This is a genomic window from Hyphobacterium lacteum (assembly GCF_036330345.1).
Taxonomy (GTDB): domain Bacteria; phylum Pseudomonadota; class Alphaproteobacteria; order Caulobacterales; family Maricaulaceae; genus Hyphobacterium; species Hyphobacterium lacteum.
Genome location: NZ_JAZDRP010000002.1, coordinates 240993 through 266745 on the forward strand (window position 1 = coordinate 240993; position 25753 = coordinate 266745).

Annotated in this window: 22 protein-coding genes and 2 tRNA genes; 14 read left to right on the forward strand and 10 right to left on the reverse strand. The window is 60.9% G+C overall.

Annotation, left to right across the window (positions count from 1 at the left end; translation table 11 throughout):
* The first annotated feature begins 1 nt into the window (after position 1).
* From pstB to phoB, 3 genes are read left to right on the forward strand one after another with little or no spacing between them, the layout of a single operon-like run.
* Complete coding sequence (gene pstB, locus V0U79_RS03705; protein WP_330198123.1) at positions 2-814, forward strand: phosphate ABC transporter ATP-binding protein PstB; 813 nt, start codon at positions 2-4, stop codon at positions 812-814.
* A gap of 19 nt (positions 815-833) precedes the next feature.
* Positions 834-1529 (forward strand): phosphate signaling complex protein PhoU, encoded by a 696-nt coding sequence (gene phoU / locus V0U79_RS03710; RefSeq protein ID WP_330198124.1) that lies wholly within the window; start codon positions 834-836, stop codon positions 1527-1529.
* A 14-nt stretch (positions 1530-1543) separates the two neighbouring features.
* Entirely contained in the window at positions 1544-2230 is a 687-nt protein-coding gene (gene phoB / locus V0U79_RS03715) for a phosphate regulon transcriptional regulator PhoB (protein ID WP_330198125.1), read from the forward strand.
* A gap of 2 nt (positions 2231-2232) precedes the next feature.
* On the opposite strand, the gene V0U79_RS03720 is transcribed toward phoB, so the two are convergent.
* Positions 2233-2763: a GcrA family cell cycle regulator gene (locus V0U79_RS03720; protein WP_330198126.1), complete on the reverse strand. Its 531-nt coding sequence runs from the start codon at positions 2761-2763 to the stop codon at positions 2233-2235.
* Positions 2764-2975: 212 nt separating this feature from the next.
* Here V0U79_RS03720 and V0U79_RS03725 point away from each other — a divergent pair, with 212 nt between their 5' ends.
* Genes V0U79_RS03725 through V0U79_RS03735 form a run of 3 tightly spaced genes read left to right on the forward strand, consistent with a single transcriptional unit; the run spans position 2976 to position 5934 of the window.
* Positions 2976-3791, forward strand: coding sequence for an ABC transporter permease (locus V0U79_RS03725; protein ID WP_330198127.1), 816 nt, complete (start codon positions 2976-2978; stop codon positions 3789-3791).
* A 59-nt stretch (positions 3792-3850) separates the two neighbouring features.
* Positions 3851-5032 carry an aspartate aminotransferase family protein gene (locus V0U79_RS03730; protein ID WP_330198128.1) on the forward strand — a complete coding sequence of 394 codons (1182 nt, stop codon included), beginning with the start codon at positions 3851-3853 and terminating at the stop codon, positions 5030-5032.
* Positions 5033-5034: 2 nt separating this feature from the next.
* Positions 5035-5934, forward strand: a complete 900-nt coding sequence (locus V0U79_RS03735; protein ID WP_330198129.1) for an Hsp33 family molecular chaperone — start codon at positions 5035-5037, stop codon at positions 5932-5934.
* Here the strand turns inward: V0U79_RS03735 and V0U79_RS03740 are convergent.
* Together V0U79_RS03740 and apaG are read right to left on the reverse strand one after the other, a co-directional pair.
* Complete coding sequence (locus V0U79_RS03740; protein WP_330198130.1) at positions 5929-7386, reverse strand: TrkH family potassium uptake protein; 1458 nt, start codon at positions 7384-7386, stop codon at positions 5929-5931. The genes V0U79_RS03735 and V0U79_RS03740 overlap by 6 nt on opposite strands.
* Positions 7387-7404: 18 nt before the next feature.
* Positions 7405-7821, reverse strand: a complete 417-nt coding sequence (gene apaG, locus V0U79_RS03745) for a Co2+/Mg2+ efflux facilitator ApaG/CorD (protein ID WP_330198131.1) — start codon at positions 7819-7821, stop codon at positions 7405-7407.
* 112 nt (positions 7822-7933) lie between these two features.
* Here apaG and V0U79_RS03750 point away from each other — a divergent pair, with 112 nt between their 5' ends.
* The 3 genes from V0U79_RS03750 to V0U79_RS03760 all read left to right on the forward strand — a co-directional run bounded on the left by V0U79_RS03750 (position 7934) and on the right by V0U79_RS03760 (position 11544).
* The gene (locus V0U79_RS03750; protein WP_330198132.1) at positions 7934-8947 is read left to right on the forward strand and encodes a 2'-deoxycytidine 5'-triphosphate deaminase; all 1014 of its coding nucleotides are present in this window, start codon (positions 7934-7936) and stop codon (positions 8945-8947) included.
* Between the two features lie 48 nt (positions 8948-8995).
* Positions 8996-9069, forward strand: a tRNA-Gly gene (locus V0U79_RS03755).
* 261 nt (positions 9070-9330) lie between these two features.
* Positions 9331-11544, forward strand: a complete 2214-nt coding sequence (locus V0U79_RS03760) for a GAF domain-containing hybrid sensor histidine kinase/response regulator (protein ID WP_330198133.1) — start codon at positions 9331-9333, stop codon at positions 11542-11544.
* 221 nt (positions 11545-11765) lie between these two features.
* Here the strand turns inward: V0U79_RS03760 and V0U79_RS03765 are convergent.
* From V0U79_RS03765 to V0U79_RS03790, 6 genes are all read right to left on the reverse strand, one after another.
* Positions 11766-11842, reverse strand: a tRNA-Arg gene (locus tag V0U79_RS03765).
* Between the two features lie 154 nt (positions 11843-11996).
* A complete protein-coding gene (locus V0U79_RS03770; protein WP_330198134.1) occupies positions 11997-14180 on the reverse strand; it encodes a M12 family metallo-peptidase in 2184 nt (727 codons plus the stop codon).
* 74 nt (positions 14181-14254) lie between these two features.
* Positions 14255-16078 carry an ABC transporter ATP-binding protein gene (locus V0U79_RS03775; protein WP_330198135.1) on the reverse strand — a complete coding sequence of 608 codons (1824 nt, stop codon included), beginning with the start codon at positions 16076-16078 and terminating at the stop codon, positions 14255-14257.
* A 12-nt stretch (positions 16079-16090) separates the two neighbouring features.
* Positions 16091-17518, reverse strand: coding sequence for a sulfotransferase family protein (locus tag V0U79_RS03780; RefSeq protein WP_330198136.1), 1428 nt, complete (start codon positions 17516-17518; stop codon positions 16091-16093).
* Between the two features lie 4 nt (positions 17519-17522).
* Entirely contained in the window at positions 17523-18365 is an 843-nt protein-coding gene (locus V0U79_RS03785; protein WP_330198137.1) for a sulfotransferase, read from the reverse strand.
* A gap of 104 nt (positions 18366-18469) precedes the next feature.
* Positions 18470-19456, reverse strand: a complete 987-nt coding sequence (locus V0U79_RS03790) for a P1 family peptidase (RefSeq protein WP_330198138.1) — start codon at positions 19454-19456, stop codon at positions 18470-18472.
* Between the two features lie 65 nt (positions 19457-19521).
* On the opposite strand from V0U79_RS03790, the gene ggt reads away from it, so the two are divergent.
* On the forward strand, positions 19522-21243 hold the full coding sequence (gene ggt, locus V0U79_RS03795) for a gamma-glutamyltransferase (protein ID WP_330198139.1): 1722 nt from the start codon (positions 19522-19524) through the stop codon (positions 21241-21243).
* On the opposite strand, the gene V0U79_RS03800 is transcribed toward ggt, so the two are convergent.
* Positions 21221-22675: a sensor histidine kinase gene (locus V0U79_RS03800; protein WP_330198140.1), complete on the reverse strand. Its 1455-nt coding sequence runs from the start codon at positions 22673-22675 to the stop codon at positions 21221-21223. The two genes, ggt and V0U79_RS03800, sit on opposite strands and share 23 nt — an antisense overlap.
* Positions 22676-22806: 131 nt before the next feature.
* Between V0U79_RS03800 and rpmH the strand changes: the two genes are divergently transcribed.
* The 4 genes from rpmH to yihA all read left to right on the forward strand — a co-directional run bounded on the left by rpmH (position 22807) and on the right by yihA (position 25747).
* Positions 22807-22941, forward strand: a complete 135-nt coding sequence (rpmH, locus tag V0U79_RS03805) for a 50S ribosomal protein L34 (protein WP_330198141.1) — start codon at positions 22807-22809, stop codon at positions 22939-22941.
* Positions 22942-22976: 35 nt separating this feature from the next.
* Positions 22977-23324 (forward strand): ribonuclease P protein component, encoded by a 348-nt coding sequence (rnpA, locus tag V0U79_RS03810; RefSeq protein ID WP_330198343.1) that lies wholly within the window; start codon positions 22977-22979, stop codon positions 23322-23324.
* A gap of 15 nt (positions 23325-23339) precedes the next feature.
* Complete coding sequence (gene yidC, locus V0U79_RS03815; protein WP_330198142.1) at positions 23340-25103, forward strand: membrane protein insertase YidC; 1764 nt, start codon at positions 23340-23342, stop codon at positions 25101-25103.
* A gap of 65 nt (positions 25104-25168) precedes the next feature.
* Positions 25169-25747 carry a ribosome biogenesis GTP-binding protein YihA/YsxC gene (gene yihA, locus V0U79_RS03820; protein WP_330198143.1) on the forward strand — a complete coding sequence of 193 codons (579 nt, stop codon included), beginning with the start codon at positions 25169-25171 and terminating at the stop codon, positions 25745-25747.
* Positions 25748-25753: the final 6 nt, after the last annotated feature.

Below are 25753 nucleotides of genomic sequence, written 5' to 3' on the forward strand. Positions count from 1 at the left end.
AATGGCCGATACCGGCTTGCATAACGCCACCGTCTATCACGACGCGACGCGCAATCTTCAAGGCAAGATTTCGCTCAGCGACGTCAACATTTTCTATGGCGAGAAACAGGCGATCCACGACGTGTCGATGGATATTCCTGACCGCTCGGTGACGGCTTTTATCGGCCCGTCGGGATGCGGGAAGTCAACAATCCTGCGCTCGATCAACCGCATGAACGAGACCATCGATATTGCCCGCACGACAGGATCGGTAAAAATCGACGGCGAGGAAATCAATTCCCGCTCGGTTGATCCTGTGATCCTGCGTGCACGCGTCGGTATGGTTTTCCAGAAGCCCAACCCGTTTCCGAAATCCATTTATGACAATGTCGCCTATGGCCCGCGCATTCATGGCCTGGCGTCATCGAGAAGCGAGCTGGATGGTGTTGTCGAGACCAGCCTTCGCAAGGCCGGCCTGTGGGACGAAGTGGCCGATCGTCTTGATCAGCCCGGAACAGGTTTGTCAGGCGGTCAGCAGCAAAGGCTGGTTATCGCCCGGGCCATTGCGGTGAGCCCGGAAGTCATCCTGATGGATGAGCCCTGTTCTGCGCTGGACCCGATTGCAACGGCCAAAATTGAAGAGCTGATCGACGAGCTGCGAGAGAATTACTGCATCGTGATCGTGACCCACTCCATGGCCCAGGCCGCCCGCGTGTCGCAAATGACGGCGTTTTTCCACATGGGCGATCTGGTCGAATACGGGCCGACCGAAGATATCTTCACCAATCCGCACGAGAGCCGGACGCAGGATTACATTACCGGCCGGTTCGGTTAGCGGTTGAAAGGCAAAACCGATGAACACGCCATCTCATACCGTCAGGGCCTACTCCGAGGAGCTGAATGCGCTCTCGGACGAAATTGCCCGCATGGGCGGTCTGTGTGAAAGCCAGGTCACGGACTGCATCACAGCCGTTGTCCGGCGCGATCCGCAGCTGGCCGATACGGTTGTCAAAACGGACGCAGAAGTCGATGCGCTGGAAACCGCCATTGAACGCCGCGTGATCCGGATGTTGGCGCTGCGCCAGCCCATGGCCTCCGATCTGCGGACCACCATCGCGGCCTACCGGATTTCCGGTGATCTGGAACGCATTGGCGACCTTGCCAAGAATGTCGGGCGCCGCGTGCACGAGCTGAACAAGTCTGAACCGCTGGACCTGACCCGCAGCGCCGAGCGCATGGGCCGGCTGGTTGTCGCCAATCTTCACCGGGTGCTCGACGCCTTCGCTTCCGGGTCAGCCGAAGAATGTATTGCTGTTTGCCGCGCCGATGAAGAAGTCGATGAGCACTATAATAGCCTGTTCCGCGAGCTCCTCTCCTTCATGATCGAGGATCCGCGGACCATCACCGCTTCGGCACACCTGCTGTTTGTTGCCAAGAATCTCGAGCGTATCGGCGACCACATCACCAATATCGCGGAAATGATCCACTATCTGGTGACCGGAGCGGAACTGCACCGCGATACCCGTCGCGAAACGGCTGACGGCGGCTAGATCGGGAGACTGTCATGGACCCCCATATTCTCGTGGTTGAAGATGAGGACGCCCTGTCCACGCTTCTTCAGTACAATCTCGAAAAAGAAGGCTATCACGTCTCCGTTGCGGGAGATGGCGAAGAAGCCCTGATGCTCGCCGAGGAATCGGTTCCCGATCTTGTCCTCGTTGACTGGATGCTGCCCAAACTGTCCGGCATCGAGGTCTGCCGCCGCCTGCGCAACCGCTCCGAAACCCGCAACGTGCCGATCATCATGCTGACGGCGCGGGGCGAGGAAGCCGATCGTATCCGCGGCCTCGACACGGGCGCTGACGATTATGTCGTCAAACCATTCTCCATGACCGAACTTTCTGCCCGCATTCGCGCGGTCATGCGGCGGATTCGCCCGGGCCTCGCAGAAGACAAGGTTTCCTACGGCGATATCATCATCGATCGTGTCGCCCACAGGGTTCGCCGCGGCGGTCAGGAAATTCATCTCGGACCGACGGAATTCCGCCTGCTGGACTATCTCATCCAACATCCGGGCCGGGTCTTCTCGCGCGAGCAATTGCTGGACGCGGTCTGGGGGTCGGACGTCTATGTCGAGGTGCGCACGGTCGATGTGCATATCGGCCGCTTGCGGAAGGCCTTGAATCTGGCCGGCGAGACCGACCCGATCCGCACTGTGCGGTCAGCCGGTTACTCGCTCGACCTTCAATAGGCTCAGAAATTCACCCGGCGGGTCGCCTGAATGGCGTCAAGGGCCGCCGTTGCATCTGACGTCTTGCGCTTGCGCTTTTGCTGCGGCTGGTAGGCGATCTGAGCGTGGGCTTCGCAATAGGCGTCGCCAGCCTTGGTCCGATGACCGCAGAACCGGAAATCACCACTTGCCGGGTCACCGATCGGCCATTTGCACATGGAGTCCTTGAGCGTCAGCACGGTGGCAAATTCGCCATTCGGAAGCGGCTCGGGATCCGGCGCCTGAACAGGCGGCGGTACCGGCTTGCGCGCTGCCGGCGCCTTGGCTTTCGCTGGTGCCGAAGCCGCCGCGGCGGTGACGCGCGGCTTGGGTGTACGTGCCGGCCGGCTGGATGGGCGCGACGGAGCAGCACGGCCGGACAGGCCCAGACGGTGCACCTTGCCGATCACAGCATTCCGGGTCACGCCACCGATTTTCTTGGCGATCTGGCTGGCTGAAAGGCCCTCCGCCCAAAGCTTCTTCAACTGTTCTACACGCTCGTCGGTCCAGGCCATGTCATCACTCCGCCAATGCTGCGGCTATACTATGGGAAGTGTTCTCACTTCTCTCAACCGCAATATGTTGTATCTGATACAAGATACAGTATCGGCAGTTTCTGTGGCCACAAGATGCACGCACTGATTCGCCTGTGGAAAGCTGATTCGTTTGCAGCAGGTGGCGGCCTTTGGGCTCGCCCGAAGCCCGGCCGCGTGCTACGTCCGGACCTATGACAGAACCTGTTTCCGCCCGTCCGGCTCCCAATCCCCGCCGCTTTGGCGCCCTCAATGTGCTGGGTCTGTGGACCCTTTACCGCAAGGAGGTTCATCGCTTCTGGAAAGTCATGTTCCAGACGGTGTTCGCACCGGTGGTTACGACCCTGCTCTTCTTTGCCGTGATCAATCTGGCTTTCGGCGAACGCCGCGGAGATATTGCCGGGATTCCTTTCTCGGACTTCCTGGCCCCCGGCCTGGTACTGATGGGCTTGTTGCAGAACGCGTTCGCGAACTCGTCCTCATCCATCCTGGTGTCCAAGGTCCAGGGCAATTCCGTCGATTTCCTGATGCCGCCCCTGTCGCCGCTCGAGCTGATGATCGCCTTCATCGCCGGTGCCGTGACGCGTGGTGTTGTCGTGGCGCTGGCCACCGGAATTGTCGTCGCCTTCTTCGTCGACATGCGTCCGGATCATATCTGGGCGATCGTCTTTTACGGGATCACAGGCGCTTCGCTGCTGGGCATGGTGGGGTTGATCGGCGGTGTCTGGGCCGAGAAATTCGACCACATTGCAGTGATCACGAATTTCATCATCACGCCGCTGACCTTCCTCTCCGGTACCTTCTATTCCATAGAGGTCCTGCCCGAGCCCTTCTACACGCTGAGCCACATCAATCCGTTCTTCTACATGATTGACGGCTTCCGCTACGGCTTCACCGGTCATGCCGATGGCAGCATCCTGATTGGCGTTCTTTTCATCCTTGCGCTTAATGCCATTCTCATGGCCGCCTCCTACATGGTCCTGCGCTCAGGATGGCGCTTGAAGAGTTAGCGCCGGAGGCCTAGAGGGGTTCTCGGACATCACCACAATCATTCCAGGGAGACGCTTTCATGCCCGCACCGCTTATGGACACCTATGCCCCGCCGGATCTGGTTTTCGAGCGCGGCGAAGGCGTCCGCCTCTACACGGCTGAAGGCAAGGCTTATCTGGATTTTATCTCGGGGATCGCGGTCAACGCGCTGGGTCACCATCACCCGAAGGCGGTCGCGGCCCTGAAGGAACAGGCCGACAAGCTCTGGCATCTGTCGAATATGTTCAAAGTGCCCGGCCAGATCGAGCTGGCAAAGAAATACACCGACAGCACGTTTGCCGACCGGGTCTTCTTCACCAATTCCGGTGCCGAAGCGGTGGAATGCGCCCTGAAGACCGCACGGCGCTATTTCTACGACAAGGGCGAGCCGCATCGTTACCGCATCATCACTTTCACCGGCGCCTTCCATGGCCGCACCTATGGCGCCATCAATGCCGGTGGCAATCCGAAATATCTCGAGGGCTTCGGCCCGCGGATGGAAGGTTTCGATCAGGTCGAGTTTGGCGACCACGAGGCCACGAAGGCGGCTATCACCGAGGAAACAGCAGCCATCCTGGTAGAGCCCGTCCAGGGCGAAGGCGGGGTGCGCGCGCTGCCCGAACAATGTCTCCGCGGCTTGCGAGAGCTTTGCGATGAGCACGGTCTGCTGCTGATCTATGATGAAGTGCAATGCGGCGCCGGACGCACGGGCCGGATGTGGGCACATGAGTGGGCGGATACCGCCCGGCCCGACATCATGGCGGTGGCCAAGGGTGTTGGCGGCGGTTTCCCGATGGGTGCCTGCCTCGCCACGGAAGCGGCCGGCAAGGGCATGGTCATTGGCACGCACGGCTCCACTTTCGGCGGCAATCCGCTGGCCATGGCGGTCGGCAATGTCGTCTTTGACGAACTCAACGCACCCGGCTTCATGGACAATGTCCTGAAGGTCTCGAACTTCATGCAGCAACAGCTGACCGGACTGGCGGACCGGCATTCCGGCATTGTGACGGAAGTCCGCGGCAAGGGCTTGCTGATGGGCCTCAAGCTCGTCGATGACGTGGTCGCCAAGGAGTTTGCCGGAAAGGCACGCGATCGCGGCCTTCTGATCGGCGCTGCAGGCGACAATGTTGCCCGGATGGCGCCACCGCTGGTGATCGATGAAAGCGATGCCAGCGAAGCCATTTCCATTCTTGATGATACGCTGGCCGATTTCGCGAAATAGTCATGACCGATCCGCTGGGCGAAGCCGATGACATTGTCGCTGTCTTCCAGGTGGACGGGTATTCCGCGCGTGGCCGCATGGCCCGCATGGGCGCTGTGCTGGAAGACATTGTCTCTGCTCACGATCACCCCGTAGCGGTTCGCCGTCTGACGGGAGAAGCCGTCTTGCTGGCCGCGCTGATTGGCGATTCGTTGAAGTTCGATGGCCGGTTGATCATCCAGGCGAATGGAGACGGACCTGTCAGTTTCGTCGTGGCGGAATGGAATTCCGGCGGCGCTGTACGCGGTTTTGCCCAGTACGATGGCAGCGCCGTGGCAGAGGATGCCGGGGTCCCGGGGTTGCTCGGCAAGGGCGCCTTCGCCATGACCATCGATCCCGGTGAAGGCATGGAACGCTATCAGGGTGTGGTCGCCCTGGAAGGCGAGACCCTTGCCCGGTGCGCCGAGCGCTATTTCGAGCAGTCCGAGCAGACACCAACCCGCATCAAGCTGGCTGTCGGTCAGGACATGCAGGCTGGTGGCGGCTCGGTCTGGCGTGGCGGCGGTGCCGTCCTTCAGCAGATAGCCGCGGATGAAACGCGCGGCGATCCCAAGGAAGACTGGGACCATTGCCGCGCCCTGTTCGAGACGATCAAGGATGATGAGCTGATCGATCCGGATATCTCGGCCGCCACGCTGATCTACCGCCTGTTCCACGAGGACGGCGCCCATCTGTTCGAACCACGCCAACTGCGAAAGCATTGTCCCTGCACGCGTGAGCGGCTGGTGCGCGTCCTGGCGAGCTTTTCCGACGATGATCAGTCCGAGATGGAAAAAGACGGCAAGATCGGGATGACCTGCGAATACTGTAACAAGCTGTTCGAGTTCACGCCCGAGGACATCGCCAACGTCGACAGGTCATGACTGCCAGAAACGCGGTGTAAACAGAATCAGCACGGTCAGCACTTCCAGCCGGCCGATCAGCATATTGGCCATCATTACCCATTTCGCCGCTTCCGGCAGGCTCTGGAAACTGCCTGCCGGACCGATAATACCGCCAAGGCCCGGCCCGACATTGGCGAGCGTCGTCGCTGCGCCGGACAAGGCCGTCGTGGTATCCAGCCCGATCGCGCCCAGAAGCGCTGCTGACAGGGTGAAGACCGCGATAAAGGCGAACAGGAATCCGAGAACCGAATAGACCGTTTCCGGAGAGACCGGCCGCCCGCCATAGCTCAGTCGCGTAATGGCACGGGGGTGGGCGAGCGAAACGATGTGCTGACGGATGGCCAGCAGCGCAATCTGATAACGGAATATCTTGATCGAACAGGTCGTCGATCCGGCGCAGCCACCGGCAAACATCAGGACAAAGAAAGCGGCCGTTGCTGGCGCGCCCCAGGCACCGAAATCCGCGGTCGCATACCCGGTCCCGGTTATGACTGAAACCGTACTGAACGCCGCTGCCCGGACGCCCGCCGCCGGGGCATAGAGATCGGTTAGCACAACAAACAGGGTCATGGCCGCGACGGCGGCCACAACCAGTGCAAAGAAGCCCTGCACCTGAGGGTCTCGCCAGAGCACGCTGGGACGTCCCCTCACCATTACCAGATAGGTCGCAAAAGGCAGGGCGGCGAGCAGCATGAAGATGATGGCGACAATATCCGAACCACCCGCCACAAAATCGCCCAGCGATCCGTCCCGCGTGGAATACCCGCCGGTGGCGATCGTCGTCATGGCATGCGCGATGGCATCGAACCCGTTCATGCCGGTGAAGGCATAGGCCATGGCACAAATGGCGGTCAGCGCCAGATAGATCAGCGAAATGGCGGTTGCGATCTCGGCAGCGCGCGGCAGGACTTTTTCAGAGGAATTATCGGAGGACTCCAGCTTGAACAGCTGCATGCCGCCAACCCCCAGAAGCGGCCAGATGGCCATCGCCGTCACGATGATGCCGATGCCGCCAATCCATTGCAGGATGGCGCGCCACATCAGGAAGCCCGGCGGGCGATTGTCGAGCTCCGTCACCACGGTAGCCCCTGTTGTGGTCAGCCCGGAAATCGCCTCGAAGACAGCATCCGTAAAGGACAGGCCATGGCCGCCGAAATGCATTGGTAACGCAGCCACAATCGCCAGCACCAGCCAGGAACCGGCTGTCACAAGAAAGGCGGCGCGGGTCGAAAGGTTCTGTTCCTCGGCCCTCACCCCTAGCGCCACGGCCAGTGACAGAAACCCGCAACACGCGGCAGACCAAAGAAACGCACCGGCGCTGTCCATCTCGCCGGCGCTCAGATCCATCCAGGCCGGGATCAGCATGGCGGCGGCCAGGCTGGCGACCATGATTGCCAGAACAAAAAGGACGGAGCGCACCGACTCGCTCATCAGGATGTCCGCCAGCCGCTAATGGACGCTGGTCCGCGCATACGGACTGTCGAGTGAGAATGCCGGAATAGCCGCATCGAAACGTCCGCCTGACTGGCGCGCCATTTCATAGCAACCGGACATGAATCCCGATGGCGTCTCCAGGGGCGCCCCTGACGTATAGGAAAAACTGTCACCCGGTTCGAGAACCGGCTGTTCCCCGACCACTCCGGGGCCACGGACAACTTCCACCTTTCCCTTGGAATCGGTAATCGACCAGTAGCGCGAAATCAGCTGCACCGTATCCGTGCCCCTGTTCTCGATCTCGACGGTATAGGACCAGACAAAGCGATGCTCGCCCGGGCTCGACTGGTCCTCAAGGAAATCCGGCTGCACGCGCACGAAAACGCCATGCGTTTCGCATTCATATTGCCGGTGTTTCGATCCCGAGGTCATGGTGCAATGATCGCCCCGATTTCCCCGGCGCTCAAGTCCCGCGCTCGGTACTTTCGCGAAAGCCAGAATTCGCCTAACCAGAGACAGGCATATCCGACAGGGTCAGGACTTCATGACAGCTCCAGGCATTCTTCCCGATAGCGAGATCCGCGCGCTGGCCGAAGCCGGAGGTGTGTCGGTTGAACAAGCCTTCGCGGAAGGCCAGATCCAGCCGGCCAGCCTTGATCTCCGCCTCGGAAAAACCGCCTACCGCCTGCGCGCCAGCTTTCTGCCGGGCAAAAGCCGCACGGTCGAGGAGGTCCTGTCCTCCGGTCTGGTCATGCACGAGCTGGATCTGGAAGACGGCGCCGTTCTGGAAACCGGCTGCGTCTATCTTGTGCCGCTGATGGAAGCGCTGCGCCTGCCTGCGGATACCAGCGCCGCCATGAACCCGAAAAGCTCGACCGGCCGGATTGATGTCTTCACCCGGGTGATCGCCGACCGGGCGAGTGCCTTCGACCACGCACCTGCCGGTTATTCAGGCCCGCTCTTTGTCGAGATATCACCGCGCACCTTCTCCATTCTCGCCCGCACCGGCGACCGCCTCGTCCAGGCCCGCTTCCGCCGCGGAGAACGCCGCATCACGCGTGAAGTGACGGTCTCGGTCGACCTGGAAGGCTTTGACGGGCGCATTGGCTGGCGCGCGCGCCGTCATGCCGGCCTCATCGATCTTTCCCGCATCGGCGGGCACGACAAGCTGGACTATTGGGAGCCGATCGATGCCCGTGGCGGGCGCATGGTGCTGGATCCAGGTGAGTTCTATATCCTGGCCTCCCGCGAGCCTGTGATCATCCCGCTGGAAGAAGCGGCCGAAATGGCGCCTATCGCACCGGAAATCGGCGAGTTTCGCGCGCACTATGCCGGCTTTTTCGATCCCGGCTTTGGCGTGAAGGAAGCCGGCGGTACCGGTGGCCGCGCCGTTCTGGAAGTCCGCGGCCGCGACGTGCCCTTCATCCTCGAGCATGGCCAACCGGCCGCCCGTCTCGTCTATGAGTCGATGTCGGCCACGCCAGACCGGCCCTACGGGACACTGGGTTCGAATTATCAGGCACAGAAGCTGAAACTGGCGAAGTATTTCAATACGTAACCATTCTTTGCACAGGCACGGAAGACGGCTAGTGTCTGACAGCCGGGCGCGGGTGTAGCTCAATGGCAGAGCAGGAGCTTCCCAAGCTTAAGACGAGGGTTCGATTCCCTTCACCCGCTCCAGTTCTGCATGAGCTGTTCTAGTGGACGCACCCGGCTGCCAAAGCTAAACGATAGACCACCGAGCTAAAAGATAGTCGGCTCGGCCAAGTAATTGATGCACGGATAGCAAGCTGCGCTCAAAGCTCAACGCCTCGCAGACGACCACCAGAAAGCCAAGACAGGCAATTTCAAAATTAATGCTTTGTGCACGATAGCGACACAAAAATACGGCGTAAATGACATCGATGAAGCCACTGATACCATTACACCAGGTTCAGAAGCATGCAGGCAGCGATCTATCCTGAAAACGAGTCTGAGCGACAAGCCGCGCTGAATGATCTGTTTGTACTGGATACCCCTGAAGACACATCTCTGGACGATCTGACTGCATTGGCAGCGGCTCTGGTGGGGGCGGATATCGCTCTTATCTCTCTGGTCGATAATGAACGACAATGGTTCAAGTCGCGCGTCGGCTTGGACATTTCTGAAACCCCCAGGGACATCTCCTTCTGCGGTCACGCAATTCACTCTGATGAAGTCTTTAGTATCCCGGACGCGCTCAACGACGAGCGTTTTGCCGACAATCCGCTTGTTACCGGCCAGCCGAATATTCGAGCCTATTTCGGTATTCCGCTAAAGACAGCGACCGGTTTCAGAATTGGCACGCTCTGCACGATATTCAGGGAACCTAAGAAGCTTGAAGACAATCAGATCACACAGCTGAGGATATTGGCGCGCGCTGCAGTTGACCGGATCGAGTCCCGCCGGTCCGACGAGAAGCTAAAGCGATATGCCGCGCAGCTGTCAATTATTTCGGACATCCAAGCCGAATTTATCTCGCAACCGGGAAATCGGACCAATCAATTCGACTCATTGCTGGATGCGGTCATTCGTCAGACAGACGGCGAATACGGTTTTATCGGTGAAATTCACACCGACGATCAGGGTACTTTCCTGCGGACTCATGCGATAACCGACATTTCCTGGAATGCGGAAACACGCGAGTTCTACCAGCAGCATGTCGAAAGCGGTCTCGAGTTCCGAAATCTGGACACATTATTTGGTTACGTGATCAGGACAGGCGAACTGGTCCTTGAGAATTCCCCGGCAAATCATCCAAGCGCTGCCGGCATTCCGCATGGTCACCCCCCACTGAATTCCTTCATGGGTGTCCCGCTCTTCAGGGGGAAGGACCTTATCGGCATGGTCGGGGTTGCAAACCGACCCGGCGGCTTCGATCAACAAACGCTAAAAGATGCCCGGCCACTTCTGAATTGTATTGCCGCGGTCATTATCGGTGATGCGGCTCACAAGGCCCTTGTACTCGCACGCGACGAAGCGGAACGTGCAAATATTGCAAAAAGCGAGTTCGTGGCGACCATGAGCCACGAGATCCGGACACCCATGAATGGTGTACTGGGCATGCTGCAATTGCTGGGCAGATCAAATCTCGAAGACACACAGATGAAATGGGTCGGCATCGCCAGTCAGTCGGCGGAATCGCTGCTGACCATTATCGATGATGTGCTGGATCATTCAAAACTTGAAGCGGGCAAGATGGAACTCGAGGCTGTCGAATTCCCGCCGCATGAATTGTCCGAGAGCGTTTTAGAACTGCTGAAAATCAAGGCCGAGGAGAAGGGGCTGAGCTGCAAGCTCGACATCGCCGATGACGTGCCGCCGCTTTTCGTGTCCGATCCCACACGGATCCGCCAGGTACTGTACAACATTCTCGGCAATGCCGTGAAATTCACCGAAACTGGCAGTGTAACCCTGAAGGTGGAGGCAACGCCGGTCCAGCCCTTCGGCGGCTTGAAATTCTCGGTCATCGACACGGGTATTGGGATTGATGCCAATCAGCAATCCAAGCTGTTCCAGCCTTTTGCCCAGGCCGACAGTTCAACGACGCGCCAGTTTGGGGGTACCGGCCTTGGCCTAACGATCAGTCGCCGGCTGACCGAAGGTCTGGGCGGCACGATCGAATTGAGTTCGGTTGCAGGCAAGGGGACAACATTCACAGTCGAGCTGCCCGGCAGCGGAAAAGCCAGCGGCGCCATCGAAGCACAAGCTGTCGAAGAAAAAGACGAGACCTTCCGGCCGCTGCGTATACTTGTCGCCGAGGACAATCTGCTGAATCAGAACGTGATCCGCGGCCTGCTGGGCAATGCTCACGAGCTGACAATCTGCGGCGACGGGGAAGAAGTCCAGACCATCGCCTCGAAACAGTCATTCGACCTGATCCTGATGGATATTCACTTGCCGAAGGCTGACGGGATCACGGCGACCGCCAATATCAAGGCGAAGGGCTCAGCAGTGCCGATTGTTGCGTTGACCGCCGATACCGGACTCGCCACCCTGACGGCAGGCGAGCGTAACGGATTTGACGGTGTTGTGCTGAAGCCGTTCAAGGTGCGCCAGCTCTATGAAGAGATTTCGCGGGTGCTGATAGCCGCGCAGTCAGGTACGGACGATGACGAGCGTTTTGCCGCCGGCTAGTGCCCGCCGCCGTGAGCGGCCCTGATGGCATAGTGAAGTTCACCAACCCGAACCGGCTTCAACACCAGCCCGGTAGCGCCGAGTTTCGGCACTTTTTGCTTCATCATTGGCGTCGCGAGTAGCGACCAGGGTGCTCAAATATCTGGCGAGCCGACGGTGCCTCATTGGTAGCTAGACGCCACACCAAGGGAATGATAGCGCCCAAAAATCTTTGAAAGTAATGGCGCACCGGGGAAGATTCGAACTCCCGACCCCCAGATTCGTAGTCTGGTGCTCTATCCAGCTGAGCTACCGGTGCAGGCCGTTTCGCGCGAGGTCAGCCCCGGCGAAGAGGCGCGGAAACTAGCTTCGCCTTTTCAAAATGGCAAGGCAGCAAATGCCGTGATTTTACGCCTGTTTCACCGCGCGGGAAAAACCGGCCACAGCCGGGGCTGTGACCGGTCTCCTAGCCCCTATTCCGTGCGGACGGCAACGCTGGTTGCGCCCACCGGCTGGCCCCCGGCAGCAAACCTGACAAAGACCCGGTTATTGGCCGGATCATTTGCGATGGCCGAGCCATTGCCGGCCACAAAGATACCGAATGTGGCCGTTCCGTTGGCCGGAACATTCAATGTCTTCGTGGTTTCCAAGCCATCGGTGCAGGCGCCCGTTCCCGGATCGGTCTGACACATTGTGATCGTATTGACGGCCAGGGTCCGGGAGCCGGTATCCGCTGTTACGGTCACGTCGCCAGTCACCCCGACATTCGAGATCGCCACCGAGAATACGCCGGTCTGGCCACCGGTTGTCGGCACCACGACATAACCGGGATTGGCCGGCAGTGTCGCGGCCAGCGCGATAATGTCGGTCGGAGCAGTCGCATTCGATGTGAAGGTCAGTGTGTTGAGACCGAGAATGTATTCGGCCGACCGGCGGTTATCGCAATAGGCCTCGATGAACAGATTGGTCTCATTATTGGCCGAGGGCTGGGCGCCAAGTCCGACATTGTCGCTGTAATCGGTCGCGCTGGTGACCGAGAACACGAAGTTCTGCGTGCCGCCCTCTGCGATATCGACCGGTGTGTTGGCCGTCCCCGAAAGCGCATTGGCCGGGGTCGTGGTCTGATACGAGAATTGCGCACCGGACGCCCCGCCCAGTCTGAGCCGGCAGCCTGTTGCGGTCGAACCGGTACCATTGGGGTTGATCACGGCCGCAAAAGCGGTGGCCGCTGTGCCGTTCTGGACCGACCGGGTTACCGGCAGAACCGATGACACCAGACCCGGGGCCTCTGCCTGGAAGCTGGCAACATCGCGGCTTTCCTCACGGGCTGCCCGCGCATTATAGGCCGGGTCCTGATTGTCCATGGCCGGACGCGAGAGATCACTGACCGGAACAGCTATGCCGCAGGCCGCTCCATTCGGACAGAGAGTCAGCTCCGGATTGGAGAAATACGGCGCTTCCTGCTCATTGCCGAAAGTACGCGATGCGCCTTGCGGGCATTCGGTGGAAGCATTGGTCCCGTTCGATCCCGTGGGATAGGCCATAATGGTAATGAACTCGCAATCGACGCGGTGGCCATTGGCATAGTTCCGCACACCGGTGCCGACGCCGGAATTTTCAACATTGTGGGCCATGCCCATATTGTGGCCGATCTCGTGGGCCAGCGTAATGTCGGAGCAGAAGCCGCCACCGCCCCCGTCTTCGTACCAGTCACCCGTTACCGAGAAACCGCGATCCGCCCAGTTGGCATTGATGTCGCCCGCGTCCGAACCGGCGTCCAGCGCGCCCAGAAGATTGGCAATACCGCAACCGCCATGACCGCCCTGTGTCCGCTGGACAACCGCCACGAGGTCAGCGCCATGTGACGTCCGCACGCCGCGTTGCGCCGTCAGGTCCTGCGTGATGTTCGGCGCTTCCTGCGGATCGGGTATGCCCGAGATATTGGCCAGGGTCTGGGCCTGATCGGCATTGTCATCGGTCAGCGTGACACCGCCATTGAATACAAGGCGTGCGCGAAGCCCTGTATCGCTGTCGATCAGCGCCTGATCCAGCACAGCGATCAAATGTTGTACGCGGCCGCCCGACGACATGCCCCAGAGCGCGGAAAAGCTCTGGGAATAATAGACCGCAATATCGATCGTGCCATTGGAGCCGACCGGCACCGCGGCAGCGATGGCTTCAGCTTCGGCAATGGTCAGATCATCGGTGAGCGGCGCATAGCGTGTATGAACCACAGTGTCGTTTTCGCGATAGCGCGACGAAAGGGATGGAACCTGAACGATTTCCTGGCGCCCGTTGAAGGAGACCACCTGCCAGACACCATCCGGTGTCGTAATCCGGCCAAAGGCATCGCCATTTGTTTCGGTGATCAGCACACGGTTACCAATGCCCATGCCTTCCAGGCGCCCGGCCCAGACCGTTCCACCCAGCGCCTGGTAGCGGATCTCATCCAGCTCGGCGACATAGCCCGGCCCGAAATTGAGCGAGATCGTCTCGCCCGGCGACATGCGCATGACGTCCGGCGACAAACCGTCAAACGTGATGCGGTCCCGCCCGCCATCGGCCGCCAGCGTCTGGACATTCGAGAACATGTCCTGCGCCCACACCGGTACGGCCGCTGCGGCCGCCAGCGCCGCTGCTGTGATAAATCTGATCATGGATCTCCCCCGTTGGACTCCCCGAGCAAGGAGTTAACACCGGAATCCTTTGGGAAAGCGAGCAAATTCGTGCTTCAGGCGTAAAAATCCGACTGCTCGCGGAACAGATCCCTGTAGACACCCTCCGCGCGGGCCAATTCGCCCGGAGTGCCGTCCTGGACTATACAGCCCTTCTCCAGCACCAGGATCCGGTCGCATAATCGCAAAGTCGACAGGCGGTGACTGATCACGATCAGGGTCGCGTCGCGCTCTGCAATGCGGGCGACGAATTCCGCTTCGGCGGCCGGGTCCAGCGCCGCGGTCGGCTCGTCCAGAATCAGGATGTCGGCTCCGGAACGCAACATCGCCCGCGCCAGCGCCAGGCGTTGCCATTGCCCGCCTGACAATTCCCGCCCGTCGACGAATTGCTTGGACAGTTTCGTGTCCATGCCTTCGGGCAGATCGTCCAGTACAGGGGCAGCCAGCCCGGCCTCGGCGGCATTTTGCCAGCGCTCCCGGTCCATCTCGCGCAGCCCTTCGCCCATTGCGATATTCTCGCCCGCCGTCAGGCTGTAGCGCTGGGAGGGCTGGAAAACAGCTGCGGTGCGCGCAAACAGGGCTTCCGGAGCCCAGTCACGCACGGCCAGCCCGTCCAGCGCGATCGTGCCGGTTTGCGGCAAATAGAGACCGGTCAAAAGCTTCACCAGGGTCGACTTGCCGGACCCGTTCGCTCCGACAATCCCCAGCTTCTGGCCAACCGGAATATCGAAGCTCAACCCGCTTAGCGCCGCGCGTTTGCTGCCTGGATAAACAAAGCCCACATCGCGCAGCCGGAAGCCGCTGCCCGGTTGGGGGCCCGCCGTGGCGCCGCCCCGTGCCTGCCCTTCTTCGCGGCCGAGCAAGGCATAGAGATTGGAAATGTAGAGCAGATCCTCATATCCGCCGCCCAGCGTTGCCAGCAGGGTCGTCACCGTGTTCTGACCCTGCTTTAGCACCGCGGCATACATGGTCATCTGGCCGAGTGTCAGAGCGCCCATCACGGTCGCCCAGACCACCCAGGCCTTGCCGCCCAGGAAGAAGCCCGAACTGACCAACAGGAGAACCACACCAAAGGCCGTCCGCTTGCCGTGCAGCTTCCGGTCCTCGCCGAACAGAAAGCGGAATAGCGAATTATAACGCTCGCGCACCTGTGTCGTGGCTGCGGAATGGAGGCGTTCCTGCGCCGGGTTTTCCGATGTCATCAGGGATTCGAGGTAATTGCGCTGGCGCATTTCCGGCGTCCGCCCGGTATAGAAGCGGAAGGCCGATCCCGAAAACCGCAATTCGGCGAGGAAAAGCGGCAGACCACCAATCAGGATGATCAATACCGCCAGCGGTGAGAAGGTCCACAACACGGCCGCCAGCGAGACCAGTGTCAGGCTGTGCTGACCGGTCTCGATCAGCCGGTTGGCCAGATTATAGGGCCGTGCACTGGCATGCTGACGGGCCAGCAGGATCTGCTGCTGGACATCCGCCCGCTCGATCGTTTCCAGATCGAAGCGGCTGGTCTTGTCGAAGATTTTTGCACTGACGGCAAAGCCCAGCTCGGCATGCAAAAGTCGCTTCAGGAAAACGAGAATCCGGCGTGCCGCCATGCCGCCGCCCAGAACGGCAGCCTCGGCCGCCACCCAGATCATTGCAGCATGCCGGTCGGCGGCGTCCTGGCTGGCAATGGCGGCCAGCACGGTATCGACGATGAGCTTGGCCAGATAGGCAGCCAGCGCCGGCACCAGCGCCACCACGATAGTCACCGCGGCGATCGTCAGTGTCAGGCGCGGCGCGGTCTGCCAGACCAGGCCGAGCGTGCGACCGGCATAACCCAACGCTTCGCGGAAGCCGGGAGCTTCAACGTGCGCGAAAGGCGTGTCGGAACTGGCCATGATGGCGGGCGCTTACTCCGCCACCTGGGCCGCTGCCCGAGCGGCTTCAACCCGCTGGGACATGACATTGCCCTTGTGCGGAAAGGGCTCGGCCGGCACCGGAACACCCATGAAGGGCGCCAGCTTGTCAAAGCCCTCGCCATCGCAGACGTTCAGGATCAGCAGGTCATCGGGCCGGTCCTTGAAGTATTCCTTCACTTCGCGGACATGCTTTTCGTAGACCCATTTGAAGCGCTCGGGCTGGAAATTGTAACAGCCATAGACCGCCGCCCGGAGAAGCTGACGCATCAGCAAATGGGTTTCCTCATCGGGATCGTCCGTATGCTTGAAGGCGGGCCGGTTGAACCAGTGATTCTGGCAAGACCTGAGCCAGCCTTCCTCATCACGCACGGTGAGGACAAACTTCGAACCGGGATATTGCTTGTCGAGCTGCTGGTAGTAGGGGATCGTCGTGATATCGGTCAGACCGTCATGGTATTTCAACAGGGTCAGATCGTACTGGCCATAGGCCAACTCGGTGTAGGTGTCCTCGTCAATCGGATAGTGGGACGTATCCCAACCCAGCATCTGCAGGCCGGCGGTTAGCGAGCGGGTGCCGGTCCGCGACAGGCCGAGGCCGAACACCATCGGCTTGTCCTTGGCGGCGCCGTAGATGTGCCGGTCATCATTCTTGTCCAGCCAGTGTTCCAGATCGTCCATCATAAACGCCTCTTTCTCGACCACGCCGAGACGTTCCAGTTCCTGGGCGGCGAATTGCGGCAGGGCTTCGATAAAGGCGTGCGTTTCCGCCGCCGTGGCGTGTTTGCCGACATGCTTGCGCGCGAACTGGATGGCATGGTTGGCGATGACGAAATCATCCATCGAACCGGTCTCGTCCGGCCAGTGCTTCATCGCCGAGGACAAACGCTTCAGCTGAACCTGCGTACGGCTGCGCAACTCGCGCAGCGCGTACTTCATGAAGACATGGCGGTAGTATTGGAAATAGTCGTGCAGGATATCGAAATTGCGGAATTGCTTGCTCATCCGCAGCGGCTTCATCGCCAGATTGCGGAGCCGCGATTCCGGCCGCAGCACGTATTTCATATCGTCCAGCGGTGGCTTGATCGCCCCCATCGCCCGAACCAGATCGATTCGGGTGATATGCACACCGCAATGCAGCCGCCCACGGAAACGGTCGGTCACATAGGCGTCGACATAGGCGGCATCGGTCTGCTCGATGAACTCGCGCATGTCCTCGAGAATGAGGCAGTCGGCATCAAGATAGACGACATAGTCGCAATCATGGTCGATGCGCAGCATCTGGTTCACGCATTCGGTGAAGGGCCGCACATCGTCGATAATGTAGACATTGTCCGGGCGGATATGCTTCTTCGCCAGCTCCAGCGAGACGTCGCGTGTGCGCTCGTCAATCTGCCGGAAAACGAGATCGATCTTGGTCATGCGCCTATTCCCCCCAGGCCATGGCGGCATTGAACTCGCCGGCGAGCTCATTGAACAGTGCCAGCTTTGACGCAGGCATTTCGGTTTTCCAGCGCAGATCCAGACGGATGTCGCCGGAATGTTCGGCATAATAGCTTTCGGTGCGCGGTGTCAGTTTCAGGATGGCATCCGGATCGTCCTCGACCTTGTCGCGCGCGGCCACGAATTGCGTGCCCGTATTCCCGCCCAGCGGATGGGACTCGCCCCGGGTGAAATCCAGCATGGCCGGATCAAACGGCAGGCCGGCGAGCTCGCAGATCGAATGGATCACGGCTTCCGGCGAGGTCGCCAATTGCTCGTAACGCACCTCGATCTTCTCGCCATGGAAAGCGTCGAATACGTCGCGGCTGGCGGCAATCTGGCCTTTCCAGGCCTCGATCTGCTCGGCAGCGTCCTTGTCCGGATATTTCCGGAAGCGCGAATTCAGAACGGCGCGGCCATCACGTTGCAGGAAGATCAGAACGGCCTTGTCTCCCTGCGCGTCCAGCTCGGCAGTGCGCGCCTTGATCCAGCCGGGATTCTTGGTGGAATCGACAATCGTCGAGGCGCCAACATGGTCGGCGACCTGCCGGTAGAGCGGCTGCGTCTCGTCCCAGTGGAAACCGGACCAGACCGGGCAATCCTCACCGCACACCTTGCAGGCGCGTTTGCGCAGCGGCTTTTTCAGATCGTGCAGATAACGGACCTTGCCGCCTTCGCCCATGTAGAATGCGTTTGCCGCGCGCCCCAGAATGAGCCCCAGCAGGGTGGAACCGGAATGGCCGGCCCCGCAAATCATCACGCCCGTCAGGCGCTGATCAGTGTTCATACGCTTATTGCCCGCCAAACTTGACCGGCAACCCCCGGGCAAGAACTCCCCTCGCAGTTAAATTATGGCGCAGACCGGGGTTTTTGTGCAAGCGCGAAGCACCGTTAGGCGCGCGCGGCCTGCGCCGCGTGAACCCCCTTTGCGATCGCCCGCGCCAGGCAGTCGGCGGCCAGCGACCCCAGGCGGGACAGCGTGAAGGCGGACGGCTCGGCCATCTCCTTGCCGCCGGTCGCTAGCGCAAACACCGTGTCTCCATCCAGCGGCGTGAAAACCGGCCGGATCGCCCGCGCAAACCCCGCCGATGCCATCTGCGCCATACGCATGCAGCCAGCCGGATCCAGCACGGCATCCGTTGCGATACAGGCAATGGTCGTATTGGTTCCGGCCGCCGGATTGAACTTGGCATCGCCCCAATCGTCCGGATCGAAAGGTCCGGATGGCAGGGGCACACCGCCAAACTCATTGTCGATCTCGTAGGGCGCAGCCCAATAGGCGTCGCTGCCCGGCACCCGCACAGAGCCGAAACAATTGACCGCCACAATGGCCCCGATTGTATAGCCATCATGTGTGACCACGCTGGCGGTTCCGACCCCGCCAGCCAAACGCCCGGCACTGGCGCCGTAGCCGGCACCCGCACGGCCTTCACGAACCTCGCCGGACACATTCGCCAGCGCCTCGCGGCCAAGGCCGGGATAGGGCGTTGCTTCTCCCCAATCCTTGTCTCCGCCATTGGCGAGATCATAGAGGATGGCCGCAGGAACCACCGGCGAAACCGGAATTTCCGGGCTCGGGAACAGTTCAAAACCGCGCCGCCGGCTGCCCAGTGCTGCCGCTACACCATCGGCTGCAGCGAGCCCGTAGGAAGACCCGCCAGACAGAACAATGGCATCAATCGCATCGACGAGTGTGTGCGGCTGCACCGCATCGGTTTCACGCGTGCCCGGGCCACCACCGCGCACATCCACGCCGCAGGCCGCCCGCTGGTCCGGCAATATCACCGTCACCCCGGTGCGCACACTTTCATCATGGGCCTGTCCGACCTGGATGCCGGGCACGTCGGTAATCGCATTCCTGGATCCGGGCTTTGCCATATGAAGGCCTTCCGCTGTTTGCGTTGCGCGCTATGGTGCCATCGACACGATTGGGAGCAAGTCACTTGATCCGGTATCTCGTAATTTCGCTGTTCGCCTTCACGACAGCCTGTTCCAGCCTGCCGGATGTCGGCCTCGCCGATTTCCACCTCCCCTTCCGAGGGGAGGCCGTTGCACAGGAGAGCGGCCCGGCCATGGTCGCCTCCGCCAATCCGCATGCCACCGAGGCGGGTCTGGAAGCGCTGAGAAACGGCGGCAATGCAATCGATGCCGCCATCGCCATCCAGACCACATTGTCGCTGGTGGAACCGCAATCGAGCGGCATCGGTGGTGGGGCTTTCATGCTCTATTACGACGCCGCCTCGGGCGAAACCACGGTTTATGACGGGCGGGAAATGGCGCCAGCCTCCACCCATGAGGACCACTGGCTGGACGAGAATGGCGAGCCGCTTCCCTTTTTGACGGCGTGGACGTCCGGCCGCGCTGTCGGCGTGCCTGGCGTGATTGCCATGCTGGCCCTGGCGCATGACGACCACGGCGCGCGCGCCTGGTCCGACAATTTCACCTTTGCCGAGGCACTGGCAGAAGACGGCTTTGCCATCAGCCCGCGCATGCAGGGCTTCATGGTCCGCGTCGGCCAGATGCGCGACGTTTCGACCACGCCGGACATGCAGGCCTATTTCTTCGACGAGGAAGGTAATGCCTGGCCGGTCGGTCACATCCTGCGCAATCCGGAATATGCCAACACGCTGCGCCACATCGCCGCCGACTGGCGCTATTTCTACGAGGGTCCGCTGGCGTTTGACATTGTCGACGCCGTCAATGCCAGCCCGATCCCGGGGAATATGAGCGTTGAGGACCTGGCGAACTACAGGCCGGCCATTCGCCAGCCCCTTTGCCGGGATTATCGCGACTATGAAATCTGCTCGGCACCGCCCCCGGCGTCCGGCGGCGTGATCGTCAACGAAATCATGGGAATGCTGGAAAATTTCGACATGGCGTCCACCGGCCCCGACACGGTTGAAGGCTGGCGCCGCTTCATCGAGGCGAGCCGCCTCGCCTATGCTGACCGCGATGAATATATCGGCGATCCGGCTTTCACCGATATTCCGGTCGAAACGCTTCTGTCGGATGAGTATATCGACGCCCGCGCCGCCCTGATCGATCGCGACACGGCGATTCCCGATGTTTCAGCGGGAGAGGCCGGAATGCCCGGCACGAGCCATTTCACAGTGGTCGACCATCAGGGCAATATTGTCTCCATGACCACGACAGTGGAGTTTCTCTTCGGCTCCAACCGCATGGCCGGCGGCTTTTTCCTGAATAACCAGCTGACCGATTTCAACTTCCGCGCCCGCAATGAAAATGGCGAGCTGACGGCCAACGCCCCGGCTGCCGGAAAGCGTCCGCGTTCCTCGCTCTCGCCCTCCATCGTGTTCGATGAAAATGGCGAATTTGTCCTGACTACCGGCTCGCCGGGCGGGGCATCCATCATCGCCTATACGGCCAAGACGCTGGTTGGCATGCTGGACTGGGGTCTGACACCGCAGGAGGCAATCGAGCTGCCCAATGTCGTCGCGCGCGGCAATGTGGTGCGGTTGGAAGAAACCTTCCCGGCGGAGATCGCCACGCAGTTGGAAGCGCTGGGCTTCACGCTGGACGCCAACCGCTCGGAAAACTCCGGTATCCACAGTATTCGCCGGCTGGAGGATGGCACGTTGATCGGCGGCGCTGATCCACGGCGTGAAGGCGTGGTGGGAGAACTTACTCCGCCTTCGGCAGAGTAACCGCAAACACGGTTCCGTCCTCACCCGTACGGACCAGCACGATATCACCGCCATGGGCGCGCGCGAGTTCGCGCGCCGTGCTCAGGCCCAGCCCCGTGCCTTCGCGCCGGGTCGATGAAGTGAAGGGCTGGAACAGGTTTTCCCTCGCCTTCGCGTGCAGGCCCGGACCGGCATCCTCGACCTCGATCCGGATATAGCCGTCCTCTTCGCCAGACTTGACCGCCAGCTTCAGTTCGGCCTCCACCGCCGTCATCGCCTGCAGAGCGTTTCGGAAGAGATTCAGGAATATGCGGTGAACATGGTCGGGATCGGCCTGAATGATCGTACCTTCCTCGATCACATTGACCCACAGGCCTGCACCTTCGCTTTCAGTCGCCATGGCATCGGCGGCAGCCTCATCCAGCGCCCCGCGCAGATCCAGTGGAACCGGCTGGGGCGGGCTTTCCTCGGCTTTGCCGTATTGAAGCGTCGCCTCGGTCAGGCGGATCCCCCGGCCCACGGCCCGCACCATGCGTGCACCCATCTTGCGCACACGCTCATCCTCGAACGACACCAGCCGGTCGGAGACCAGCTGCGCCGAGGCCAGCACATTGCGCAAATCATGATTGATCTTGGAAACCGCCGAGCCCAGGGCCGCCAGCCGCTCGCGCTGTTTCAGGGCGGTACGCACATCTTCCTGCATGGCGGCCAGCGCCCGCTGCGCCTCGCCGATCTCGTCCTTGCGGTTTTCCGGCACGATGGCGCGCTTGGGGTCCATCGGATCCTGCTGGAAGCTCGCCATGTCGGCGGCCAGCTGCCGCATCGGGCGCACAAAGGCGTAAAGCAGCGTCACATAAAGCAAGATCCCGGTCACAATGGCGATAAACAGGGAGAGCTGGAACAGGCTGGCCGAATAGGCGATCAGATCCTCGCGCAACGCCATTTCCGGCACGATGACATCGATCGTATCCTCCGGGCGCGCCTGCGGATTGGCGATAATTCGCAAAAACCGGTTACCTGACGAAATGAAAGTGCCCGCCGCCGCAGAGATTCGCCTGGCCCAGGCTTCGCTGCGCAGATCCGCGACGATCAGCGGCGCATCGATCGGTCCGCCCTGCAATACCAGCTCGTTGCGGCCTTCTGTCTCCCGCGCCACGGCCACGGCGTCAGAAGCTTCCAGCAGTTCGCTGACCTCCATATCACCCAGCGTTCCGCCTTCGGCCACATCTGCCGCCAACGCGGCGATGAAGGCGGTCTCGGCCTGGTCGGTCAGCCAATTGGTCCGGAATTGTGCGGCCAGCGGCAGAAAGATCAGAAGCTGGGCCAGCATGACAAAGACAAGGGTGAACAATAGAAGCCGCCCCGGCAGGCTTTCAAAAACTGCGCGGGCGGCAGCAATCGCAGCCTGCTCGACACGCTGCGTCGCTCGGGGGGAAGGTGGCGTCTTTGTCATATCCCTCGTACATCCAGCCGATAGCCCACAAGGCGCTGCTGAACAAGCGAGGGATACGCCCTTGACGCCCCGTAATCACTCGCGTATTGACCGCGCCTCTCGAGATTTGCCCATGTAATGGAGCGCGTGCAGTGAAACGTACATTCCAACCTTCCAAGCTGGTCCGCAAGCGTCGGCACGGCTTCCGCGCGCGTATGGCGACCAAGGCAGGCCGTCAGGTTCTGGCACGCCGCCGCGCCCGGGGCCGCAAGCGGTTGTCGGCCTGATCGCTAACAGCGATACCGAAATCAGGATATCCCGCCTGCGCGTCAGGCGGGATTTTCTATATGTGGCCCAGGGCCGCAAAGCCGTCCGTTCCAGCATTGTGATCCAGGCCCGCGAGGGCCACTGCCCGCCCGGCGAAATCCGCGTCGGCTTTACTGCAACCCGCAAAATTGGCGGAGCCGTCGTCCGCAATCGTGCGAAAAGGCGGCTAAAAGAGGCGGCCAGGCTGCTATTGCCCCTCCACGGACAGGCCGGGAATGACTATGTGTTCATCGCCCGTGCCTCCACGGCGGGACGGGAATGGCCGCGTTTGCTTGACGATGTCACGCAGGCGCTGCAAACCCTCGCCCGCCCGGACAAGGGCGAACGCAAAGAACAGAACTGATCGGGACACCCAATCATGGGCGAAAACCGCAACATCATCCTCGCCATTGTTATCTCGGCTGCGATCCTGATCCCGTATCAGATCTTCGTGCTCGGCCCGATGAACGAGCGCCGCCAGGCAGAACTGGCTGCCGAGCAGAACGAAGCGGTTCAGGCCGAGATCACGCAACTCGCTTCGGATACGACCGAAAACGTCGAGGCCGCCACTACCGAGGAACAGCGTATCGAGATTGTCAGCGAGGCTGTGACCGGCTCACTGTCCCTGACCGGCACGCGCATCGATGAATTGCGGCTGGAGCGTTACGATACCGGGGTTGATGACGAAACGCCGGTCGAATTCCTTCGCCGTCGTGACGGCGCGAATGCCTTCTATGCACAGGATGGCTGGCAAGCGATTGGCGACGGCCCGGCGGATGCCCCCGGCTTCAACGCCAACTGGGCACTGGTCTCGGGCGATCAACTGACCCCGGACACCCCGGTCGTGCTGGAATATCGCGGCAGCGACGGTCTGGTCTTCCGCCGCACCATCTCGCTCGACGAGAATTATATGTTCACCTATGCCGATGTCATCGAGAATACCTCGACCACACCGGCAAACCTGTCGCGTTTTGCGCGTGTACGCCGTGATGGCGAACCGCCGGCACCGTGGAACCCCTTCTTCATTCTGCATGAAGGCCCGATCGGCGTCGTCGGCTCACAGCTTCGGGACCGTGGCTATCGCGACATGGATCCGGGTGATGAGGTCACCGAGAGCGGCGCCGGCGGCTGGCTGGGCATTACGGACAAATACTGGATGGCGGCCGTCATTCCCGATCAGACCATGGAAATCGAAGGCTCGCTGCGGCTGATCGGCCGCCAGGGGCCGGACACCTATCAGTCGGGTTATGTCACCCAGCCGATCGAACTGGCACCGGGCGAAACGCTGGAAACCACAGCTCGCATCTTTGCCGGCGCCAAACGCGTCGACCTGCTCCAGGCCTATGAGGATGATCTCGGCATTTCCCGTTTCGACATGGCGGTTGACTGGGGCATGTTCTGGTTCCTGACGCGCCCGTACTTCTGGCTGCTGCACATGCTTTCCGGTTATCTGGGCGGCATCGGCTTTGCCATTCTGGCGGTGACCGTTCTGGTCAAGCTGCTCTTCTTCCCTCTCGCCAACCGCGCCTATGTGTCGATGGCAAAGATGCGGAATCTGCAGCCGAAAATGCAGGAAATCCGCGACCGCTTCGAAGACGACAAGCAAAAGCAGCAACAGGAAATCATCGCGCTTTATCAGCGCGAGAAGGTCAATCCGCTGGCAGGCTGCCTGCCCATATTGTTCCAGATTCCGGTTTTCTACGCCCTCTACAAGACCCTGTTCGTGACACTGGAAATGCGCCATCAGCCCTTCCCGGGCTGGGTACAGGACCTGTCCGCACCGGATCCGACGAATCTCTGGAATCTGTTTGGCCTTCTGCCCTATGACCCCTCAGGCATGCCGCTGATCGGCGGTGTTCTGGCGCTGGGGGCGTGGCCGATCATCATGGGTATCACCATGTGGGCCCAGCAATCGCTGAACCCGCCGCCGCCAGACAAGATGCAACAGCGGATCTTCGCCTTCCTGCCGCTGGTCTTCACCTTCGTGCTGGCCAAGTTCGCTGTGGGTCTGGTGATCTACTGGGCTTGGAACAACTTCCTGTCGGTAGTGCAGCAATACATCATCATGCGGCGTCAGGGTGTGGATACCCAGCTCGACAAGCTGATTGCCCGCCTGCGCAATCGTGGTGGAGAAACCAGCTGACCGGCGAGCCCGGCCTTCCGGGCGCCGGGCGCGGCCGGGCGCTGTTTGCACGTCCCTGCGACTTCATGAAGGGCGCGGTCGACCTGCAGGGCCTGCCGCCCGCCGACATGCCCGAGGTCGCCTTCTGGGGCCGTTCCAATGTCGGGAAATCCAGCCTGATCAATGCGCTGACCAATCGCCGGCAGCTGGCGCGGGCGTCCGGTGAACCCGGCCGTACACGCGAGTTGAATTTCTTCAATCTCGGTGGCGAAATCCGGCTGGTCGATCTGCCGGGTTACGGCTTTGCCAAGGCACCGAAGAAAACCGCCCAGGTCTGGACCCGTCTGACGGAGGCTTTTCTGAAAGGCCGGCCCAATCTGAAGCGGGTCTATCTGCTGGTCGATGCCCGCCACGGCCTGAAGCAGACCGACACCGTCATGATGGACGGGCTGGACGAAGCTGCCGTGAGCTATCAGATCGTGCTGACCAAGGCGGACAAGCTGAAAACGGCCGAGCAGGACAGGATCACAGCGACGACGCTGGGCCAGCTCGCCAAGCGGCCGGCAGCCTATCCGGAAATTATCGCGACATCCTCGACCAAGAAAACCGGTCTGGATGATCTGCGCGATGCAATTGCCGCATTCACGACGGAGTTTTCAGGCTAGATTGGA

Bases quoted from the DNA above. Each gene is read 5' to 3' on its own strand.
- apaG (WP_330198131.1), bottom strand. From the start codon at position 7,821: ATGACCTCGGGATCGAAACACCGGCAATATGAATGCGAAACGCATGGC.
- V0U79_RS03800 (WP_330198140.1), bottom strand. From the start codon at position 22,675: ATGACAAAGACGCCACCTTCCCCCCGAGCGACGCAGCGTGTCGAGCAG.
- V0U79_RS03770 (WP_330198134.1), bottom strand. From the start codon at position 14,180: ATGATCAGATTTATCACAGCAGCGGCGCTGGCGGCCGCAGCGGCCGTA.
- phoU (WP_330198124.1), top strand. From the start codon at position 834: ATGAACACGCCATCTCATACCGTCAGGGCCTACTCCGAGGAGCTGAAT.
- phoB (WP_330198125.1), top strand. From the start codon at position 1,544: ATGGACCCCCATATTCTCGTGGTTGAAGATGAGGACGCCCTGTCCACG.
- V0U79_RS03775 (WP_330198135.1), bottom strand. From the start codon at position 16,078: ATGGCCAGTTCCGACACGCCTTTCGCGCACGTTGAAGCTCCCGGCTTC.
- yihA (WP_330198143.1), top strand. From the start codon at position 25,169: ATGAAGGGCGCGGTCGACCTGCAGGGCCTGCCGCCCGCCGACATGCCC.
- V0U79_RS03780 (WP_330198136.1), bottom strand. From the start codon at position 17,518: ATGACCAAGATCGATCTCGTTTTCCGGCAGATTGACGAGCGCACACGC.
- V0U79_RS03720 (WP_330198126.1), bottom strand. From the start codon at position 2,763: ATGGCCTGGACCGACGAGCGTGTAGAACAGTTGAAGAAGCTTTGGGCG.
- V0U79_RS03725 (WP_330198127.1), top strand. From the start codon at position 2,976: ATGACAGAACCTGTTTCCGCCCGTCCGGCTCCCAATCCCCGCCGCTTT.
- yidC (WP_330198142.1), top strand. From the start codon at position 23,340: ATGGGCGAAAACCGCAACATCATCCTCGCCATTGTTATCTCGGCTGCG.
- V0U79_RS03790 (WP_330198138.1), bottom strand. From the start codon at position 19,456: ATGGCAAAGCCCGGATCCAGGAATGCGATTACCGACGTGCCCGGCATC.
- V0U79_RS03785 (WP_330198137.1), bottom strand. From the start codon at position 18,365: ATGAACACTGATCAGCGCCTGACGGGCGTGATGATTTGCGGGGCCGGC.
- V0U79_RS03760 (WP_330198133.1), top strand. From the start codon at position 9,331: ATGCAGGCAGCGATCTATCCTGAAAACGAGTCTGAGCGACAAGCCGCG.
- V0U79_RS03740 (WP_330198130.1), bottom strand. From the start codon at position 7,386: ATGAGCGAGTCGGTGCGCTCCGTCCTTTTTGTTCTGGCAATCATGGTC.
- V0U79_RS03730 (WP_330198128.1), top strand. From the start codon at position 3,851: ATGCCCGCACCGCTTATGGACACCTATGCCCCGCCGGATCTGGTTTTC.
- V0U79_RS03750 (WP_330198132.1), top strand. From the start codon at position 7,934: ATGACAGCTCCAGGCATTCTTCCCGATAGCGAGATCCGCGCGCTGGCC.
- pstB (WP_330198123.1), top strand. From the start codon at position 2: ATGGCCGATACCGGCTTGCATAACGCCACCGTCTATCACGACGCGACG.
- V0U79_RS03735 (WP_330198129.1), top strand. From the start codon at position 5,035: ATGACCGATCCGCTGGGCGAAGCCGATGACATTGTCGCTGTCTTCCAG.